This is a genomic window from Phenylobacterium aquaticum (assembly GCF_947378715.1).
GTDB classification, from domain to species: domain Bacteria; phylum Pseudomonadota; class Alphaproteobacteria; order Caulobacterales; family Caulobacteraceae; genus Phenylobacterium; species Phenylobacterium aquaticum_A.
Window position 1 is genome coordinate 1 of the sequence record NZ_CANCLE010000073.1, and the last position, 18,858, is coordinate 18,858.

General features: G+C 68.1%; 22 protein-coding genes and 1 pseudogene. 8 read left to right on the forward strand and 15 right to left on the reverse strand.

The features are described 5' to 3' along the window. A pseudogene (locus Q7P21_RS11200) lies at positions 1-254 on the reverse strand (histidinol-phosphate transaminase); the annotation flags it as partial. A 90-nt stretch (positions 255-344) separates the two neighbouring features. Between Q7P21_RS11200 and Q7P21_RS11205 the strand changes: the two are divergent. The 6 genes from Q7P21_RS11205 to Q7P21_RS11230 all read left to right on the forward strand — a co-directional run bounded on the left by Q7P21_RS11205 (position 345) and on the right by Q7P21_RS11230 (position 5,364). After that, entirely contained in the window at positions 345-806 is a 462-nt protein-coding gene (locus Q7P21_RS11205) for a cupin domain-containing protein (protein ID WP_304177153.1), read from the forward strand. A 92-nt stretch (positions 807-898) separates the two neighbouring features. Further along, positions 899-1,303 carry a Zn-ribbon domain-containing OB-fold protein gene (locus tag Q7P21_RS11210; RefSeq protein WP_304165880.1) on the forward strand — a complete coding sequence of 135 codons (405 nt, stop codon included), beginning with the start codon at positions 899-901 and terminating at the stop codon, positions 1,301-1,303. Positions 1,304-1,312: 9 nt separating this feature from the next. Next, the gene (locus tag Q7P21_RS11215; RefSeq protein ID WP_304177154.1) at positions 1,313-2,455 is read left to right on the forward strand and encodes a hypothetical protein; all 1,143 of its coding nucleotides are present in this window, start codon (positions 1,313-1,315) and stop codon (positions 2,453-2,455) included. Between the two features lie 126 nt (positions 2,456-2,581). After that, positions 2,582-4,114 carry a CehA/McbA family metallohydrolase gene (locus Q7P21_RS11220; RefSeq protein ID WP_304165884.1) on the forward strand — a complete coding sequence of 511 codons (1,533 nt, stop codon included), beginning with the start codon at positions 2,582-2,584 and terminating at the stop codon, positions 4,112-4,114. A 159-nt stretch (positions 4,115-4,273) separates the two neighbouring features. Continuing rightward, positions 4,274-4,876, forward strand: coding sequence for a response regulator (locus tag Q7P21_RS11225; RefSeq protein WP_304165886.1), 603 nt, complete (start codon positions 4,274-4,276; stop codon positions 4,874-4,876). After that, positions 4,873-5,364 carry a hypothetical protein gene (locus Q7P21_RS11230; RefSeq protein WP_304165888.1) on the forward strand — a complete coding sequence of 164 codons (492 nt, stop codon included), beginning with the start codon at positions 4,873-4,875 and terminating at the stop codon, positions 5,362-5,364. The genes Q7P21_RS11225 and Q7P21_RS11230 overlap by 4 nt, the downstream gene beginning before the upstream one ends. A 77-nt stretch (positions 5,365-5,441) precedes the next feature. Here Q7P21_RS11230 and Q7P21_RS11235 read toward each other — a convergent pair whose 3' ends face one another. From Q7P21_RS11235 to Q7P21_RS11300, 14 genes are read right to left on the reverse strand one after another with little or no spacing between them, the layout of a single operon-like run. Next, positions 5,442-5,894 (reverse strand): hypothetical protein, encoded by a 453-nt coding sequence (locus tag Q7P21_RS11235; RefSeq protein WP_304165891.1) that lies wholly within the window; start codon positions 5,892-5,894, stop codon positions 5,442-5,444. Further along, complete coding sequence (locus tag Q7P21_RS11240; RefSeq protein WP_304165893.1) at positions 5,891-6,487, reverse strand: response regulator; 597 nt, start codon at positions 6,485-6,487, stop codon at positions 5,891-5,893. The genes Q7P21_RS11235 and Q7P21_RS11240 overlap by 4 nt, the downstream gene beginning before the upstream one ends. Positions 6,488-6,499: 12 nt before the next feature. Continuing rightward, entirely contained in the window at positions 6,500-6,868 is a 369-nt protein-coding gene (locus tag Q7P21_RS11245; protein WP_242562983.1) for a hypothetical protein, read from the reverse strand. Continuing rightward, positions 6,868-7,428: a chemotaxis protein CheD gene (locus Q7P21_RS11250; protein ID WP_304165895.1), complete on the reverse strand. Its 561-nt coding sequence runs from the start codon at positions 7,426-7,428 to the stop codon at positions 6,868-6,870. Before Q7P21_RS11250 ends, Q7P21_RS11245 begins: the two co-directional genes overlap by 1 nt. Next, a complete protein-coding gene (locus Q7P21_RS11255) occupies positions 7,425-7,814 on the reverse strand; it encodes a response regulator (protein ID WP_304165897.1) in 390 nt (129 codons plus the stop codon). The genes Q7P21_RS11250 and Q7P21_RS11255 overlap by 4 nt, the downstream gene beginning before the upstream one ends. Then, positions 7,814-8,857, reverse strand: coding sequence for a chemotaxis response regulator protein-glutamate methylesterase (locus Q7P21_RS11260; protein ID WP_304165900.1), 1,044 nt, complete (start codon positions 8,855-8,857; stop codon positions 7,814-7,816). Before Q7P21_RS11260 ends, Q7P21_RS11255 begins: the two co-directional genes overlap by 1 nt. Next, complete coding sequence (locus Q7P21_RS11265; RefSeq protein ID WP_304165903.1) at positions 8,854-9,729, reverse strand: protein-glutamate O-methyltransferase CheR; 876 nt, start codon at positions 9,727-9,729, stop codon at positions 8,854-8,856. The genes Q7P21_RS11260 and Q7P21_RS11265 overlap by 4 nt, the downstream gene beginning before the upstream one ends. Beyond that, positions 9,726-10,193, reverse strand: a complete 468-nt coding sequence (locus Q7P21_RS11270; protein ID WP_304165905.1) for a chemotaxis protein CheW — start codon at positions 10,191-10,193, stop codon at positions 9,726-9,728. Before Q7P21_RS11270 ends, Q7P21_RS11265 begins: the two co-directional genes overlap by 4 nt. A gap of 3 nt (positions 10,194-10,196) precedes the next feature. Then, positions 10,197-12,563, reverse strand: coding sequence for a chemotaxis protein CheA (locus tag Q7P21_RS11275; RefSeq protein ID WP_304165907.1), 2,367 nt, complete (start codon positions 12,561-12,563; stop codon positions 10,197-10,199). 30 nt (positions 12,564-12,593) lie between these two features. Beyond that, on the reverse strand, positions 12,594-12,965 hold the full coding sequence (locus Q7P21_RS11280) for a response regulator (RefSeq protein WP_304165910.1): 372 nt from the start codon (positions 12,963-12,965) through the stop codon (positions 12,594-12,596). After that, positions 12,962-13,276: an STAS domain-containing protein gene (locus tag Q7P21_RS11285; RefSeq protein ID WP_304165912.1), complete on the reverse strand. Its 315-nt coding sequence runs from the start codon at positions 13,274-13,276 to the stop codon at positions 12,962-12,964. Before Q7P21_RS11285 ends, Q7P21_RS11280 begins: the two co-directional genes overlap by 4 nt. Continuing rightward, on the reverse strand, positions 13,276-14,562 hold the full coding sequence (locus tag Q7P21_RS11290) for a methyl-accepting chemotaxis protein (protein ID WP_368670098.1): 1,287 nt from the start codon (positions 14,560-14,562) through the stop codon (positions 13,276-13,278). Before Q7P21_RS11290 ends, Q7P21_RS11285 begins: the two co-directional genes overlap by 1 nt. 40 nt (positions 14,563-14,602) lie before the next feature. Then, positions 14,603-16,300, reverse strand: coding sequence for a methyl-accepting chemotaxis protein (locus Q7P21_RS11295; protein WP_304165913.1), 1,698 nt, complete (start codon positions 16,298-16,300; stop codon positions 14,603-14,605). 8 nt (positions 16,301-16,308) lie between these two features. Next, entirely contained in the window at positions 16,309-16,647 is a 339-nt protein-coding gene (locus Q7P21_RS11300; RefSeq protein ID WP_304165915.1) for a hypothetical protein, read from the reverse strand. A 330-nt stretch (positions 16,648-16,977) separates the two neighbouring features. Here Q7P21_RS11300 and Q7P21_RS11305 point away from each other — a divergent pair, with 330 nt between their 5' ends. Both Q7P21_RS11305 and Q7P21_RS11310 read left to right on the forward strand, forming a co-directional pair. Beyond that, complete coding sequence (locus tag Q7P21_RS11305) at positions 16,978-18,171, forward strand: acyl-CoA dehydrogenase family protein (RefSeq protein ID WP_304177156.1); 1,194 nt, start codon at positions 16,978-16,980, stop codon at positions 18,169-18,171. 10 nt (positions 18,172-18,181) lie between these two features. Next, positions 18,182-18,858, forward strand: a 677-nt coding sequence (locus Q7P21_RS11310) for an acyl-CoA dehydrogenase family protein (protein ID WP_304177158.1), incomplete at its 3' end; no start/stop codon positions are given.

Here is an 18,858-nt window from a genome sequence, read left to right on the forward strand (position 1 = left end):
CCATTGCCGACGAACACCTGGTCGGCGTCCAGGCCGTGATAGGCGGCGATGGCCTCGCGGAGCGCGGTCGAGGCGGGGTCGGGATAGAGCCGCAGGGTGTCGGCCGCCTCGGCGGCGATGGCCGTCAACACGGCGGGTGGGGGACCGTAGGGGCTCTCATTGGTATTGAGCTTGGTCAGGCCAGCCAAGCGCGGCTGCTCGCCCGGAACATAGGGCGAAAGCGCGTGGGTCAGGTCGCTCCAGAAGCGGCTCATGCTGGGGGTCCGTGTGGCGGGTTCGAGCTGTTTGGCGGCGGGGGCCGTCGGATGCAAGATCACACTGCCAAGCCGCCACGGGAGCGCCCCATGCCGAAGATCGAGATGGACCAGGTCGAGTTGCGCGAGGGCTCCGGCTACGACCCGCCCCTGGACGCGCCCTGCCAGGGTCTGAGGCGCTGGAAGCTGGGTCGCGCGGCGGGCCTGACCCAGTTCGGCGTCAATCTGATGCGCATCCCGCCCGGAAGCTGGTCGAGCCAGCGCCACTGGCACCGGGCCGAGGACGAATTCATCTGGGTGGTCGAGGGCGAGGTGGTGCTGGTCACCGAGGCGGGAGAGGTGGTGCTCAAGTCCGGAGACTGCGCGGGCTTCGCGGCGGGGGTTCCGGACGGCCACCATCTCCAGAACCGCGGCGATCGCGACGCCGTGGTGCTGGAGGTCGGCTCACGTCGGCCCGCCGAGGACGCCTGCTGGTATCCGGACCTGGGCTTTGGCTATGACGCCGCGGGTCGGATCGATCAGCCGTTCTTAGCTGAGCCTGGCGTCACGTAACCCATCGACACGAGCCCCGACCTCGGCTTTGCTGCGCCGCCCTCGTTTGGGGGCCAAGACCACAGCCATTTTCGATTAGGGACCGATTTTACATGCCCCGTATTCTGCCCGAACCCACGCCGGAGACCCGGCATTTCTGGGAGGGGTGCAAGGACGGCGAGCTGCGCCTGCAGCGTTGCGTCGATTGCGCCCACAGCTATTTCCCGCCCCGCGCCTTCTGCCCCAAATGCGCCAGCCGCAACGTCGAGGTCTATAAGGCCTCGGGCAAGGGCTTCCTCTATTCCTACGTGATCAACCACCGGCCCCACCCGGCCATGGGAACCGAGCCGCATTCGATCGCCGTGGTCGAACTGGCCGAAGGCCCGCGCCTGATGACCAACATCATCGGCTGCCCGCAGACGCCTGACGCCCTGCAACTCGATATGGCCGTGGAGGTCGTGTTCGAGAAGCAGAACGACGACATCTCGCTGCCCCTGTTCCAACCGGCGAAGGGCTGAGGCGCGATCATGCAACAGAAATCCGTCGCCATCGTGGGCGCTGCTGAAACCACGAAAATGGGCAAGATCCCGGACGTCTCGGTGATCGGCCTGCACGCCGACGCCGCGCTGAACGCCATGAAGGACGCTGGGCTCAAGCCCTCGGACATCGACGGCGTCGCCACCGCCGGCATCTCGCCCGTCGAGCTCGCCCACTATCTGGGCATCACGCCCACCTATGCCGACGGCACCAGCGTCGGCGGCTGCTCCTTCATGCTGCACGTCCGCCACGCGGCGGCGGCCATCAATGCGGGCCTGGCCAAGACTATCCTGATCACCCACGGGGAATCGGGCCGCAGCCGGGTCGGCGCGGGCGGCTTCCCGCGCTCGCCGTCGAGCCTGATGGGCCAGTTCGAGCTGCCCTTTGGGGTCACCTCACCGCCGACCATGTTCACCATTCCGGTGCTTCGCTACATGAAGACCCATGGGGTGACTGAGGAGGACCTGGCCATGGTCGCCGTGGTCCAGCGGGAATGGGCGGCGCTCAATCCGCGCTCCAGCTTCAAGGACCCGATCACCGTCGACGACGTGCTCAATTCGCCGATGATCGCCTGGCCGTTCCGCATGCTGATGTGCTGCCTGGTCACCGACGGCGGCGGGGCGCTCATCCTGACCAGCGCTGACCGCGCCAAGGACTTCCCGAACAAGCCGGTCTATGTGCTGGGCACAGGCGAGAGCGTCGAGACCCCGCTGGTCAGCCAGATGGAGGACTTCAACAGCTCCAAGGCGTTCCGCGTCTCCGGCAAGAAGGCCTTCGACGAGGCGGGCATCAAGCACGCCGATGTCGATCACCTGATGATCTATGACGCCTTCGCCCACCTGCCGCTCTACGGCCTGGAGGACCTGGGCTTCGTGAAGCCCGGGGAGGCCAAGGATTTCATCCGTGAGCGCAACACGGCGATCGGCGGCAAGCTGCCCTTGAACACCAATGGCGGCGGCCTCTCCTACATGCACTCGGGCATGTACGGGATGTACGCCCTGCAGGAGAGCGTGCGGCAGATGCGCGGCATCGCGCCGGCCCAGGTGAAGGACGCCAAGATCAGCGTCTGCCACGGCGTCGGCGGCATGTTCGCGGCCTCCGGCACGATCATCTTTTCAAACGAGTCACCGTGATAATTGAATGACTTACCGCAGGCCGTGCTGCGCAGCATGACCTGCAGCAATCAGCGCCCTTTCCCGGACCCCGGGGGAGGGCGTTTTGCTAGGTTGAGACAGGCGTTCATCGCGGAGTCGCAAGCCATGCTGAAGTTCCTGCCGGCCATTATCCTGGCCCTGATCGCCGCCAACATCGGGCAGACGGCGCGGGCCGCCGAGCGGGCCCCGGACCTGATCCTGCGCGGCGCCGTCGCGGCCGCCGATCACCAGACCTATCGCGAGGTTCCGTTCAAGGTTCCGGCCGGGGTCACCCGCCTGACCCTCAGCTTCGACTATTCAGGCAAGGCGCAGCACACCACGATCGACCTCGGCCTGCGCGATCCCCAGCGGCTGCGCGGCTGGAGCGGGGGAAACAAGGCCCGGGTCACGGTGGCGGAGACCGACGCCACCCCGAGCTACCTGCCCGGCCCCTTGCCGGCCGGTGTCTGGCGTCTGGTGCTGGGCGTGCCCAATATCCGCAAGACCGAGACGGCGACCTATCAGGCGAACATCTGGTTCGATCGGGGACCTGAGCCCTTCGCCGGCTTCGCGGCCGCCGCGATCAATCCGGCCCCCGGCTGGTATCGCGGCGACCTGCACATGCACTCAGGCCATTCCGACGGGGCGTGCCTGTCGCGGCGCGGCGTCAAGGTCGCCTGCCCCGTGTTCCGCACCCTGGAGTCGGCCCGGGCGCGGGGGCTCGATTTCATCGCGGTCACCGACCACAACGCCACGTCCCAGAGCGAGGCCTTGCGCGAACTGGCGCCCTATTTCGACGACCTGTTGCTGATCCCGGGGCGGGAGATCACCACCTTCCAGGGGCACGCCAATGTGTTCGGACCGGTCGCGTCGCTGGATTTCCAGCTGGGCTCGGCCCGCGCGCCGGATCTGGCCGCGATCCTCGACGAGGTCGAGGCGGCCCATGGCCTGATCTCCATCAATCATCCGGCCATGCCCTCGGGCGAGGCCTGCATGGGCTGCGGCTGGACGGCGCCCAATACGCCCTTCGCCCGGTTCGCCGCGATCGAGGCGGTGAATGGCGGCGCCCTGCTGGTCGCAGGGCGGGCCGATGGACCGTTGTCGGGAATTCCGTTCTGGGAAGCGCGGCTGTACTCAGGCCAAAGGATCACCGCCATCGGCGGATCGGACAATCATGACGCCGGCCTCGATGCCGTGCGCGCCTCGGCCATCGGCGTTCCGACCACGGTGGTTCACGCCCAGGCCCTGGATCAGACCTCGATCCTGGCGGCGATCCGCGCCGGCCACGTCTTCATCGATGTGGAGGGATCTCGCGACCGCCTGCTGGAGGTCGAGGCGACCGCCGGCGCCGCCCGGGCCGAGATGGGCGACGTGCTGGCGGTGGGCGCGGGGCCGCCGGCGCGGATCGGAGTGCACGTCGTGGGGGTTCCGGGCGGGAGGTTGGTGGCCTCCGGGGACGGAGCCGCCCTGATCCAGGCGGTGGGCGGCGACCGGCCCCTGGACGGCCCGGACACCCGCCGCGACTTCATCCTGGCCGCCGATGGCGCGGTTCATTGGCTGAGGTTCGACGTCCGTGACGCCGCCGGAAAGCTGCTGTTGCTGGGCAACCCGATCTATCTTCGACCGGCGGGTCCCGACGGGCCGCCCCATCGCCCATGATGGGCGGCTGCGACACCGTCGTTCGCCCAAAAAGAATGTCTTATTAACGCTCATTGGCGATGTTGACGGAGAGTCAAACGGACCGGTCGCGGCATGGGTCGCGGCGGTCTGGGATTGGGGTTCAGCCGCCGGTGCGCGCCGCGGCGCCTTGGAGCGAACATGGGGCTTAATCCGGAATCGAGAGCCCGATTCAATCTGCAGCGCGCGTCCGTCCTGATCCTGGACACGAACGCGATGGGGATGAGCATCCTCGTGCAGATCCTGACGGGGTTCGGCGCCAAGACCGTCCACCGCTGCGAGAGCGTGGCGGAGGCCGAGGTCGTGGTCCAGAAGAACGAGATCGACCTGATGGTGGTCGATTCGCTCGGGGCGGATGGCGCGGGCTATGAGTTCATCCACTGGCTGCGGCGCAGCAAGATCCAGCCGAACTGTTTCGCCCCGGTCCTGCTGACCGCGGGGCACACCCCCAGCCGGGCGGTGAACAAGGCGCGTGACTGCGGCGCCCACTTCATTCTGGCCAAGCCGCTCACCCCGATCTCGGTGCTGGAGCGGATCCTTTGGATTTCCAAGGAAGGCCGCAGGTTCGTGGAGTGCGACAGCTATGTCGGCCCCGACCGGCGGTTCAAGAACGAGGGCGTTCCGGCCGGCATGGCCGGGCGACGCCGCGACGACCTGCCGTTGGAGGTGGGTGAAGCCACCATGCCCAACATGGACCAGGAGCTTATCGACGGCATGATGAAAACACGAAAGGTCAGCATATGAGCGGTCCCGTCACGATCCACGTGCCAGAGAACCGGCTGGCCAAGCTGCTGCGGACGCCGGGCGGCAAGCCGGTGGCCGAGGCCATGGCCGACGCCAAGCAGGGGCTGGAAGGTCTGCAGGGCGACTGCATGGCGGATCTCGACAAGATGCTGGTCACCGCCGAGACGATCGTCGCCCGCGCCCAGGGACAGTTCGACCCCAAGGTCTCGGCGGAGCTCTATGCGACGGTGAGCGCGGCGATCGGGGTGCCGACGGCCTGTGGTCTGGAGGCGGTCGACACGGCCCTGATCAGCCTGTCGGACCTGCTCGACTATCTGACCGAGAAGTCGATCTGGGATAACAACGCCGTGGCGGTGCATCTGCGCGCCGTGAAGCTGTTGCTGCGCACGGCCTCGACCAAGGATGGCGCCGGGACCCAGGCGATTCTGGAGGGCCTGCGCCAGGTCAGCCAGCGCTTCGCCCGGCCGGACAGCTCGACGGCCGCTTGAGACGCCGCGAAGATCTGGTTTCAGAATTCGAACGCTGTGCGACGGGCCGATGATTTCGGCCCGTCCATCGCCGTGACCTAGCCCGGGGTCATCCGGTCGGTGAGGGCCCAAAGGCCGTCGACCACTTCCTTCATCTCGGGCCCGACATTCTTGTCCTTGGACCAGATCAGGCGCAGGGCGTGGACGTGCACGCCGATCGACGCCCAGTCGTGGCGGTTGGTGGTGCGCAGGCGATCGGACAGTTCGCACAGGCTGTAGGCCGCGTCGCAGAGGATGCGCTGGTTGAACATGCCGGCGATGTCGAGCACGACGCTGCTCTCTTCATAGACCGTGTCGACCGTGGCGGTCTTGGCCTGGCAGTGGCCTTCGAGCCGCTTGATCGAGGCGTCGAGGGCCTTGCGCGCGTCGCCGCCCAGGGCCGCCAGCTCGCGCATGGCGCGCTCATTGGCCATCTCGGCGGTCATGCCGCCGGGCTTGGCGGCCTTTTCTGACAGGCTGTACTTGACCTTGATGAATTGCGGCTCGCTCACAGCGCCACCCGAGACGGTTTCAGCAGCATGTCGATGTCGTTCTGATCCATGTTCGGGTCCGTGGCCGCGCCGATATTCCCGGACAGATCGCCCTTGCGGCGACCCTTGATGCCCAGCGGTGGCCCAAGATTCTTGAAGCGACGATCTGGGCCGACATAGTAGTCGGCCTTGACCATCTGGCGTTCGTCCTTGGCGACCCAGAAAATGCGCTGCAGCAGCAGCTCGGGCGTGAAGGGTTTGGCGATGACGAAATTGGAGCCGGAGTCGCGGCTCTTCTCGACCGTGCTGCGGGCGGCGTGGCCGGACAGCAGGATCACCGGGGTGAACTGGGCTTCCGGCTGGGATTCACGCCGCAGCCAGCGGATGAAATCATAGCCGTCCATGTCCGGCATGATCGAGTCCATGATGATCAGGTCGAGTTCCTGGGTCTTGACGACATGCATCGCCTCCGCCCCGGACTTGCACTTGAACTGCTTGCGCACCCCAAAGCCCCGCACCATCCCGGTCAGGGCTTCAAGCGCGGTCGGGTTGCCGTCCGCGAGCAGGACGACGGACCGCTCAAGATTGATACGTATCTTTGGGTCCAACGCCATGGCGAATGTCCGTCAGAAGAGGTCGAGGTCGCCGGACGCCTGGGCCGCGAAGGCTTCGCTTTCGCGAGTGGCCTTCGCCAGGCGCTTGGCCAGATCACCGAGGGTGACGCCGGCCACGGCGTCGGTCAGATCATAGTGCCCGCTCTCGGCTTGGGTGGAGAGCTTGCGGGTGAAGGTCGCCAAGGCCGCCAGGTGCTGGGTCAGCACATCCAGGGTCTGGGCCTCATGCAGGGCGATCTCCAGCGGCTCGCCGCGGCTGGCGCGCACCAGCTGGGTGACCAGCATCTCGAGGCGATCGCACAGCTCGCCGGCGTGCTCCAGTTCGGAGGCCAGTGAAGCGAGCACCTCGGGGGTGTAGGCGGGCGCGGCGGACTGAGACATCAAAACAGCTCCAAGGATCCTTCGTCCTCTGCGGGAGGCGCTGGTTTACGCGGGACTTCCTTGAGGGCCGCGACCTCATGGGTGTCGGTGACCATGCGTTGCTGAGCGCGACCCGTGGTCGGCCAGTACTGCACGCGCCGGGCGCCGACCCCGCCCAGGCTTGAGCCTACGAGTTTGATACCTTCGTCCTTAAGAAACTTTTCCGCGAAGGCCGCATTCGACGCACCGACGTCAGAAAGTCCGCCGAACATCCGCGCGCCGCCGAACAGCTTGGCCTCAAGACGCTCACGCCGGGCGCCGGACCGCAGCAGTTCATTGATCAAGAGCTCCATGGCGAAGGCGCCATAGCGGCGGCCCTCGTCAAGGCCCTCGGCCTTGCCCTCGGGGAGCAGGAAATGGTTCATGCCGCCGATCCCAACCACCGGATCGCGCATGCACACCGACACGCAGCTGCCCAGGATGGTGGTCATCATCACGTCCGGATCGCTGGAGATCGAGTGCTCTCCCTGGACCACGTGGACCCGCTTTCCGGGTCGGTGCGGCGTGTTTTCAACGATCATGTGAGGACCCCGAACACCGCTTCGATCTTCTCTTTTAGCGTCTGAGTGGTGAAGGGTTTCACAAGGTAGTTGTTGACCCCGAACTGAACCGCGCGCTGCACGAGTTCCTTGTCGGCGCGGCCTGTCAGCATGATCACCGCGGTCTTGGCGATCGGGCCGTGGGCGCGGATCGCGCGCAGCAGGCCCAGCCCGTCAAGCTTGGGCATGTTGAAGTCGGTGATCACCAGATTGGTCGGGGAGGCGAGCATGGCGCGCAGCGCCTCCTCACCGTCCGGCGACTCCCGGGTGTTGGTGATCCCGATCGCGTGCAGGCTCGTGCGGATCAATGACCGCATGGTCTGCTGGTCGTCGACGATCAGGGTCTTGATGGCCGAAGCTGCGGGCATTACGCGCTCCTTTGACGTTCGGCCGTGGCCGAACAAGCGTTGAGTATGGCGGGGCCCATCCGGGCGAGACCGACCTGCTTTTCCACGGCGCCCAACTCGAAGGCGGCCTTGGGCATGCCGTAGACGACGCAACTCGACTCATCCTGCCCCAGGGTGCGAGCCCCCTTCTGCCGCATGTTCAGCAGGCCCTGGGCGCCGTCCCGGCCCATGCCGGTCAGGATCACGCCCACACTGGGCCGGCCAAGCTTGGCGACCGAGTCGAACAGCACATCCACCGAGGGGCGGTGACCATTGACCGGCTCGCCTTCGCGCAGGCGGCAGACGGGTGCGGTGGAGGACGTCACCTCCAGGTGGGCCTCGCCGCCAGGGGCCACGTAGATGTGGCCCGGCAGCAGCTTGGCGCCGTCATAGGCCTCCTGCACATGGGCGCCGGAAATCCGGTCCAGGCGGGCGGCGAAACTCTTGGTGAAGGTCGCCGGCATGTGCTGGGTGATCACCGTCGGCGGGCAGGTCTCGGGGAAATTGGCCAGCACCGTCATCAGGGCCTCGACGCCCCCGGTGGAGGAGCCGATGGCCAGGATCAGGTCCTTGGCGGCGTGGTAGCCGCTTTCCCGTTCGACCGGCGCGATCGGACCCGAATAGGGCCGGACCCGGGCCCGGGCCGCGGCCTTGACCTTTTCCGGCAGGCCCGCGAAGGCGTCGCCGATGCCGGCGCCCCCCTGCGGCTTGCCAATGCATTCCACGGCCCCCAGCTCGAGGGCGGCCACGGTGATGTCGGCGCCGGCCTGGGTCAGGGTCGAGATCATGACCACCGGCGTCGGGCGCAGGCGCATGATCTTTTCCAGGAACTCCAGGCCGTTCATGTGCGGCATCTCGATGTCGAGGGTGATGACATCGGGATTGAGTTTCTTGACCTGCTCGCGGGCCTCGATCGGATCATTGGCGAAGCCCAGGACCTCGATGTCCGGGTCACGCTTCAGCGCCGCCGCGATAAGACCCCGCATGGTGGCGGAGTCGTCAACTATGAGGACGCCGACGCTCATCGACCGCTCCTAAGCGAGTAGGTGGTGAGACCCGTGGTCTCTAAGATCTGGGTCGCGGGACCGGTCACGCGTTCGGAGTGGCCGATATAGAGAGTGCCGCCGGGATTCAGGAGCGGCGTGAAGCGGCCCCAGATGCGTTCCTGGGTCGGTTCGTCGAAATAGATCACGACGTTGCGGCAGAAGATGGCGTCGAACTTGCCCTTCATCGGCCAGTCGCCGATCAGGTTCAGTTCGCGGAACGAGACCAGTTCGCGCAGTTCATCGGCGACTTCCCAGCGGCCTTCGCCGGCCTTCTTGAACCAGCGGCGGCGCAGATCGACCGGCACCGGGGCGATGGCGTCCTCGCGGTAGAAGCCGGCGCGGCCCTCGGCGACCATGTTGGGGTCGATGTCGGTGGCCAGAATCTTGACGTCGAGATTGGCCGCCTCTGGCAGGGCCGCCAGCACGGTGATGGCCATGGAATAGGGTTCCTGGCCATTGGAGCAGGCCGCCGACCACAGCCGGATGCGGCCGCCGCGCTTGGCCTGTTCCACCAGCTTCGGCAGCACCTGGTCGCGCAGGTGGTCGAAATGGTGCGGCTCGCGGAAATAGCGGGTCACGTTGGTGGTCAGAGCCGCCATCATGGCCTGGCGCTCGTCGACCTCGCGGGCGTCCTGGATCAGGGTGCAATAGTCGCGGAAGCTGCGCAGGCCCAAGGCCCGCAGGCGCTTGGCCAGGCGCGAATAGACCAGGGCCGCCTTGCCTTCCGCCAGCGCTATGCCGGCATGGGCGTGCAGGATCTGGGCGATGGTCTTGAAGTCCTCGTTGGTGAAGAGGAACTCCCCGTCCACCAGGCCGCCGTTTTTCGACCGGGAGTCGGATGCTGTCGTCATGCCGCCTCGGCTTCCACTTCAGGTAGGATTCGCTCGAGGGAAATGAGGCTGATCATCCGCCCGTCGATCGAGAACAGCCCTTTGACGAAGGTCTTCACCGTGTCGCAGGCCATGTCCGGGGTCGGCTGGATCATGTCCTCGGTCATGTTGAGGATGTCTGAAACCGCCTCGACCAGCAGGCCCAGGGTGCGACTGCCCTGGTTGACGACCATGACGACGTGGCGGGCGGTGACCTCGGTGACCGCCAGGCCCAGGCGCGCGCCCAGGTCGACCACAGGCAGCACCGCGCCGCGCAGGTTGATGACGCCCTTGATGTAGTTCGGCGCGCGTGGAAGCGGCGTCGCCTGGGTCCAGCCGCGGATCTCGCGGACCTGCATGATGTCGACACAGAATTCCTGGTCGCCCACGCGGAAGGCGATCAGTTCGTGTCGGGCGCCATGGGTCGGACTAACGATCTCGGTCATGGGTCAGCTGGCCAGACGCTTTTCATTGCGGGCCGCCGGCTTGCGGCGGGTGGAGGTCACCAGCGCGTCGACGTCGAGGATCAGGGCCACCCGGCCATCGCCGAGGATGGTGGCGGCGGCCACGCCGTCGATCTGCTGGTAGTTGGCTTCCAGGCTCTTGATGACCACCTGGCGCTGGCCCTGGATGGCCTCGACCAGCAGGGCCGCCTTGCCGCCGCCTTCGCTCTCGACGAGCACGGCGACGCCGGAAGCTGGCGGGATCGGGGTGTCGCGGAAGCCGAGCGCCACGCCGACGTCGATCAGCGGCACGAAGGTGTCACGGATGCGGATCACCGCGTCCTTGCCGCCGATATAGTGCACGTCCTCGACCCGGGGGGTCAGGCTCTCGATGATCGCCGATAGCGGGGCGACCAGGGTCTGGTCGGCGCCGGTGACCACCATGCCGTCCAGCACCGCCAGGGTCAGGGGCAGGGACATGGTGAACTTCGAGCCTTTGCCGGGCTCCGAGGAGATCGAGATGCGGCCGCCGAGGCCCTGGATGGAGCGGCGGACCACGTCCATGCCGACGCCACGCCCGGAGATGTCGGAGATCACCGCGGCGGTGGAGAAGCCGGGCAGGAAGATCAAGTTGTCGATCTCCTCATCGGACAGCACCGCGTCTTCGGTGATCAGGCCCTTCTCGACCGCTATGCCGCGCACGCGGGGGCGGTTGATGCCGCGCCCGTCGTCCTGCAGCTCGATGACGATGCGGCCGCCACGATGCAGGGCGCGCAGGCGCACCACGCCCTCGGCGGGCTTGCCGGCGGCCACGCGGCCTTCCGGATCTTCCAGCCCGTGGTCGATGGCGTTGCGCAGCATGTGGGTGATCGGGTCGGTCAGGCGCTCGATGACGGTCTTGTCGACCTCGGTGCCTTCGCCTTCCATGATCAGCTTGACCCGCTTGCCGGTCATGTCGGCGACTTCGCGGGCCAGACGCGGCATGCGCTGGAACACGCTCTTCACCGGCTGGGCGCGGATGGCCATGACGCTGTCCTGGATCTCCCGGGTCAGCAGCTCCAGGTCTTCCAGGCCCAGGGCGACATTGGAGGAGCGGGCCAGGCCGCTTTCCAGCACGCGCTGGGACAGCATGGCCTGCTGGATGACCAGTTCGCCGACGGCGTTGATCAGGCGGTCGACCCGGTCCAGGTCGACGCGGATGGTCGCGGGGGCGGGCAGGCCAGCAGGAGCCGCGGCTGCAGCCGCGGCGGCCGGCGGCGGTGTCGCGGCGGCGGCCTTGGCCTTGGGTGCGGCCGGGGTCTCGACGCTCTGGGCCAGGGCGATCAGCGAGGCGACATCGCCGCCGGGCGCGGTGGCCTCGGCCTCGATCTCGACCGGTTCGGCCTCCGGTTCAGGTTCGGGCGCGGCCTCGAGCACAGGCTCGGGCGCAGCCTCCGGGGCCGGAGCGTCGCCGCCGGCCACGCGGGCCAGCAGGGCGTCCAGATCGAGGGGCGCGGAGGCCGAGGCGGCGGCGCGATCATCGTCGCTCAGCTCGGCCACCGGCGCGCCGGCGCCGTTGGGATTCTCGTTGACGATGGTGAGGTCGCAGTCGTCCTCGACGAATTCGAAGACCTCGTGGACCGCCTCATAGTCGCAGTCCGAGGTCAGTCGGATGGTCCAGGTGAGGTAAGCGGTTTCCGCCGAAAGCTGGTCAAGGGGCGGCAGGTGCGAGTCGTCATAGACGACCTCGGTCTCTCCCAGTCGGGCCAGTTCGCGGAGCACCAGGCCGGCCTCGTTGGCCTTGCCGTACATTTCCGATTTCGGCGCGAACTCGATGCGCCAGACGTTCGGGCCGGCGACCTCGGGCGCCGGGGCGTCCAGGACCGGTTCCGGGGCATCAAGCTCCAGCTCCACCGCGGGCGGAGCGCTGTCGTCGTCGAGGTCCATGGCGAAGGCCTGGGGCACGAAACCAAAGTCCTCGTCGCCGCCAAGATCCTCGTCTTCGCCCTCCTGGCCGATCAGGGCCTTGAGTTCATCGAGCATGCCGGTGGAGCGGGTCTCATCAACCTTACCGCCGTCGCGGGCGGCGTTGACGTGGTCGGCGAGGACGTCGAAGGCCCGCAGCAGGGTCTTGGCGACCTCGTCGGTCAGGGCCATCTGCCCCGACCGCACTTCGTCCATCACCGTTTCGAAGACGTGAGCGAAGCGGATCAGGTCCTCAAGACCAAAGGCGCCAGCGCCGCCCTTGACCGAGTGAACCGCCCGAAACACCGCGTTGATGGTCTCGGAGTCGGCGTCGCCGGACTCCATGGCCAGCAACCCCTGTTCGGCGTCCGTCAGGAGCTCGTCGCATTCCTGAAAGAACGTCTGCTTGATGCTCTCGAACGGATCCAAAGGAGCGCTCTCCGAAACGTATTAGAAGATTTAGGCGGCGACCCGACGAACAGCGTCGACCAGCTTGACCGGGTTGAACGGCTTCACGATCCAACCGGTGGCGCCGGCGGACCGGGCGCGCTCCTTCTTGGCCGCGTCGCTTTCGGTGGTCAGGACGAGGATCGGGGTGGCGCGGTGGGCCGGGCTCGCCCGGACGCCTTCGATCACGCCGAAGCCGTCGAGGCGGGGCATGTTGATGTCGGTGATCACCACATCGATCACGTCGCCGTTGGCTTCCAGGACCTCGAGGCCCTCCACACCGTCCACGGCCTGCAGGACGCGGTAGCCCGCCTCCACCAGTGCGTGGTTCAGCATTTCCCGCATTGTGCGGCTATCGTCGATGGTCAGTACAGTCTTGCTCACGAAAGTCCCCCTTCGGGCTCGCAATGAAGCTCGGGATTCCCGAACGCCGCCAGTTGTTCTGAAAACGCCAAAGACGGTTGATTCAGTGTTAAGACCACACCGTCTTCAGCCCATATTTTCCGCGCCGACATCAGCACCTGAAGACACAGACCGCCCAGGCGAGTGACCTGTGAGGCGTCTACATCGAGGCGCCGTCCCCGCAGGGACATCAGCTCGGCGCGCAGAGGCTCGGCCGCCTGAAGATCCAGGATCGGGGCGAGGCTCACGGTCGTTGGACCTGCCGCCAGGGCGGCTGCCGGATCGTTCGACATCAAAATTCTTCCCATTCATCAGCACCTTGACGAGGCGCGGGTTGGCGGACTGCGGCCGATCCACGATGGCCGGCGGTCTTGAGGGCGGCGACCGGGGCCTGGGCGCGCGGCGCCGGGCGACGGTCACTGGAGGGGGCCTGAGAGGTGCGGAAGGCGCGCATGCTGTCGCCCAGCGCCTCGGCCTCACGCAGCAGGGCATGACTGGCGGCGGTCGATTGCTCGACCATGGCCGCGTTCTGCTGCGTCACTTTGTCCATATCGTTAATGGCGGCGTTGACCTGTCCCAGACCGAGCGACTGCTCGCGGGACGAGGCCGCGATCTCGGTGATCAGGACCGAAATCTGATTCACACGGCTGACCATGCGCTCCAGGGCCTCGCCCGTGCGCCCCACCAGCTGGGCGCCGTCGCCGACCTGGCGGCTGGAGGTGGAGATCAGCTCCTTGATCTCCTTGGCGGCCTGGGCGGAGCGCTGGGCGAGCGCCCGGACCTCGGAGGCGACGACGGCGAAGCCCTTGCCGGCGTCCCCGGCCCGGGCCGCTTCGACCCCGGCGTTCAGGGCCAAGAGGTTGGTCTGGAAGGCGATCTCGTCGATGACGCCGATGATCTGGCCGATCTGGGTGGAGGAGCCCTCGATGGCGCTCATGGCGGCGACCGCCTGGCGGACGGTCTCGTCGCTGCCCTGGGCGTCGGTGCGGGCCTCCTGAGCGGCGGCCTCCGCCTGGACGGCGCCCTCGGTGGCGCGGCGCACGGTGGCGGTGATCTGATCCAGGGCGGCGGCGGTCTGTTCGAGGCTGGCGGCCTGCTTCTCGGTGCGCCGCGCCAGGTCGTCGGCGGCCTGGCTGATTTCGTCCGCGCCGGACCGAATGCCCTGGGCGTTGGAGGCGACGCCGCTCATCACCTGTTCCAGGTGACTGACGGCGCTGTTGAATTCGGTCTTGAGCCGCGCGTAGTCGGCGCTGAAGGCCCCATTGATGCGGTGGGACAGATCCCCGCGCGACAGGGCGCTCAGGGCCTCGGACAGGCCGCTGACAGCCGTCTGCTGATCGTCGGCCACCTTGGCCAGGTTGGTCTCGGCGGTGTCGCGGTCGTGCTCGGCGGCGGCGATGCGGCGGTTGGCGGCGTCCTGGCCCTCGCGCACAGCCTGGGCGACCAGGGCGGCGATCTCGTCACAGGCCTTGTCGCGGCCGCCGGCCTTCACGCCGAAGCCTCGCGGCCAGGCTCCAGCCAGGGCCGCGCGGATGCGAGTGTCCAGGGCGGTGGCGTCAATGAAATCGGTCTTGCTCATAGAGGTCGTCCGGTGTCGGCGAGAGGAGGGGCCATGGGGTTCAGAATTCCTCCCACTCGTCGGGGGGAGCGGTGGGCTTCAGCAGGGCGGCCACGGCGCCGCGGGCGACCGCGCGCTTCTCGGCGTAGGCGGCCATGACGGGGGAGTGCCCGACGGTCGTGGCGACCGTCGCGGCGGGCTGTTCGACGCGGAAGCGGGCCACGGCGTCGGCCAGGCCTTCGGCTTCCTTGGCCAGGGCATGGCTGGCGGCGGTGGACTGCTCGACCATGGCGGCGTTCTGTTGCGTCACCTGGTCCATGTGATTGATCGCCTGATTGACCTGGCCCAGGCTCACGGACTGTTCCTGGGTGGAGGCGGCGATCTCGGCGACCAGGGCTTCGATCTCGGCGACCCGGTCGACGATGCGTTGCAGGGCGCGCCCGGTTTCACCGACCAGTCGCACGCCGCTTTCGACCTGGGCGCTTGAGGCGCCAACCAGGGCTTTGATTTCCTTGGCGGCTTCCGCCGAACGCTGGGCCAAGGCCCGAACCTCGGCCGCGACCACGGCGAAGCCCTTGCCGGCCTCGCCCGCGCGCGCGGCCTCGACCCCGGCGTTCAGGGCCAGCAGGTTGGTCTGGAAGGCGATCTCATCGATCACCCCGATGATCTGACCGATCTGGCTGGACGAGGTCTCGATCTCGCTCATGGCGTTGACCGCCTGGGCCACGACCTGGCCGGAGGTCTGGGCGTCGCCCCGCGCGGCCAGCACCACGTCGGAACAGGCCTCGGCGCCCGAGGCGGTCTTGCGCACCGTGGAGGTGATCTGGTCGAGGGCGGCGGCGGTCTCTTCCAGGCTGGCGGCCTGGCGTTCGGTGCGGCGCGCCAGGTCGTCGGCGGCCACGGTCATCTGGCCGGCGCCGCTGCGGATCGCCGAGGCGGCCGCGATGATGTCGGTGAGCGCGCCGGACAGCCGGCCTATGGCGCCGTTGAAGTCGGCGCGCAGCTGCTCGTATTCCGGCGGGAACGCGGCGCCGATCTGGCAGCCCATGTCGCCCTGGGCCAGACGGCCCAAGGCCTCGGCCAGGCCATTGACGACGCTGAGCCGTTCTTCCTCGACGAAGAACTGCAGCGACTGGCGTTCGTCGGCGGCGTGGGATTCGGCGAAACGGGCGACCTCTGCGGCTTCGCGGGCGGCCTCGGCTTCGCGCTGGGCCTCGCGGCTCTGGTTCAGATTGGCGGCGGTGGCGTCGAACATCTGGGCGACGCTGCGCGAGCCCCACATCAGGGCTGCGGCTTCGATCACCAGCACGACGGCGTGGATCAGGACCCGGCGCAGATCCCCGCCGCCGGGGAAGACTGCGGCCGGCAGGATGAAGCTCAGCACCAGATGGTGTGCGCCGACGGCCAGGGCCCCGGCGGCGACCGCGCTCCAGTCGCAATAGAGGATCAGGCTGGCCAGGGCCGCGAAATAGGCCATGTGCAGGTCGACCTGCCAGGGCCGGCCGGCCATGCCGCCCACCAGCAGGGAGACGGATCCCATCAGGGCCACGGCCACCGACATGCGGGTGGCGGGCGCGTCGGGCTTGATCCGGTTCAGGGCGGTGGCGGCGCCGGCCAGGCCGGCCGCGCCGAGCGCGGTCATCAGCCACGGCCCCTTGGCCGCGGCAGTCGCCAGCCCGATCACCGGCGCAGCCGCCCACAGGGCGCTCAAGAGCACCCGGTCTCCGAAACGACGCTGATCGGCGAGATTGGCGAACATCGGCGCGGTCAGGCTCCGCACAGCCGGGCAAGGCCGGCGTCCAGGGCGACGAGGGCGCCGGCGGCGCGCAGGCGCGGTGCTGCAGGGCCGGAGGCGGAATGGATGATCACCACGAAGGGCGCCCCGCCGACGGCGACGATTCCGCCGGCCTGGCTGGCGGCGTCGAGCACTGCGGCGCGGCTCCACCAGGGCGGAAACACCCCGGCGGCGGTGGCGGCGTCTCGGGCCCCGGCCTGAGCCATGGCGGCCATGGCGAGCGCGACCAGACAGATCAGGGCAGCCGGAAGCCAGGCCAGCGGACCCTGACGTTCAGGTCTGGTCTGAAGCTCTCCGATCGCCACCTGCATGTCCCGCCCGCCGAACGCGTCTGCGCCGACCTCCGGCCCGGTCTGGACTCAGACTCAGGTCGCCGGGTCGGCGCATTGGCGAAGGTGGCGCACGGGCCTTGAAGAAATGGTTACCGCGCGGCGGGCGACCCTGGGCCAAGTCCCTTGGATTCAAGGCGATTCCGATGCCGGGGATGGTTACCGCATGGGTTTGTTGGGGTCCGCGACCGAACGCCGCGACGGGCGGCGCGCGACCCCGCAGAAATTCCGGCCTGGGCTTCCCTGAGGTCAGTCTTGCGCCGGTCGCCGCAGAATGCTCGCCTTGGGCCAAAGACCAGGGAGAAAACGGCCATGGACCTGAAGCTCACGCCCGAGATGGAGGCCTTTCGGGAAGAGGTGCGCGGCTTCCTCGCCGACCATCAGGCCGACTATGCGCCGGGCGTCGGGGCGGAGCGGCCACGCGAGGCGGCGTTGGCCTGGCAACGGCTGCTGATCGCGCACGGCTACGCCGCCCGCACCATCCCCAAGGCCTATGGCGGATACGGCGCCGAGCCCGACATCCTGAAGGCCCGGATCATCACCGAGGAGTTCAACCGGGCGGGTGCGCCGCGCGGCTTCGCCAACCAGGGCATCTCCATGCTGGTCCCGACCCTGCTGGAGATGGGAACCGAGGAGCAGAAGAGCCGATGGATCGGCCCGACCCTCCGCGGCGAGGTGGTCTGGTGCCAGGGCTATTCCGAGCCGGGCGCCGGTTCGGACCTGGCGTCCTTGCAGACCAAGGCGGTCGAGGACGGCGACGACTTCCTGATCCAGGGCTCGAAGATCTGGACCTCGACGGCGGCCCAGGCCGACATGATCTTCTGCCTGGTGCGCACAGAGCCGGACGCGCCCAAACATGACGGCATCTCCTATCTGCTGTTCTCCATGAAGACCCCGGGCATCGAGGTCCGGCCGCTGAAGACCATGACCGGATCGGCCGAGTTCAACGAGGTGTTCTTCACCGATGTCCGCGTGCCCAAGAGCGCCGTGGTCGGCGGGCGCGGCCGGGGCTGGTTCGTGGCCAATGCGACCCTCAAGCACGAGCGCGGCATGCTGGGCGATCCCAACGCCAGCGAGGCGCGGCTGGGCAATCTGATCGAGCTGATGAAGACCGAGACGGTCGATGGCCGCCGGCTGATCGAAGATCCGGTGTTCCTGGACCGGCTGATGGCGCTGCAGTCCCGCGTGCTGTCGATGAAATTCAACGGCCTACGCACCGTGACCAGCGCGCTGCGGGGCGAGGCGCCCGGCATGGCGGGGCTGGTGGTCAAGCTGCAGGGTTGCGAACTGAACCACCAGATCGCGGCGCTCGCCATCGACGCGCTCGGCGAACTGGGCGTGCTCTATGAGGACGGGCCGCACCTGCGGGCCAAGGGCTCGTGGCAATGGAACTACATGTTCGACCTGGGGCTGATCATCGGCGGCGGCACCGCCCAGATCCAGAAGAACATCATCTCTGAGCGGGGCCTTGGCATGCCGCGCGAACCCAAGCTGGCCAAGGCCTGAGGACCGCGACATGGATTTCTCGATCACCTCCGACCAGAAGCTGATGCAAGACAGCCTCAGCCGCACCCTGGCCGACGCCAGCCCTCTCGACCGGGTCCGCGCCTATGCCGGCGACCTGACGGATTCGGGGACGGACATCTGGGCCGCCCTGCGCGATTTCGGCCTGCCAGGCGTGCTGATTCCCGAAGAGTTCGGCGGCCTCGGCCTGACCCTGCTGGACGCCGCCCTCGCCGCCGAGGCCATGGGTCGGGCCGTGGCGCCGGTCCCGTTCCTGGGGGCCTGCGCTCTGGCGCCGCTGGCCCTGATGCGGGCGGGATCCGCCGACCAGCAGACCGCGTGGCTGCCGAGGATGGCCTCCGGCGAGGTCCAGGGCGCGGCGGCCATCTCCGAACCCATCGCCGGTGCGCGCGACGGCGCGGGCGTGACGGCCGCCGCCGGCAAGCTGAGCGGCAAGGCGCTGTTCGTCGAGGGCGGCCTCACCGCCGACCTGATCGTGGTCGCCGACCAGGCCCGGGGGCTGCATCTGGTTCGTGGCGACGCCAAGGGCCTGGCCCGTTCGCCCATGACCAGCATCGACCAGACCCGCCGACTGGCGGAGCTGGTTTTCGACGAGGTCGAGGCCGAACCCCTGGCCAGCGGGACCGGGGCGCTGGACGCCCTGCGCGACGCCGGCTGGACCCTGCTGGC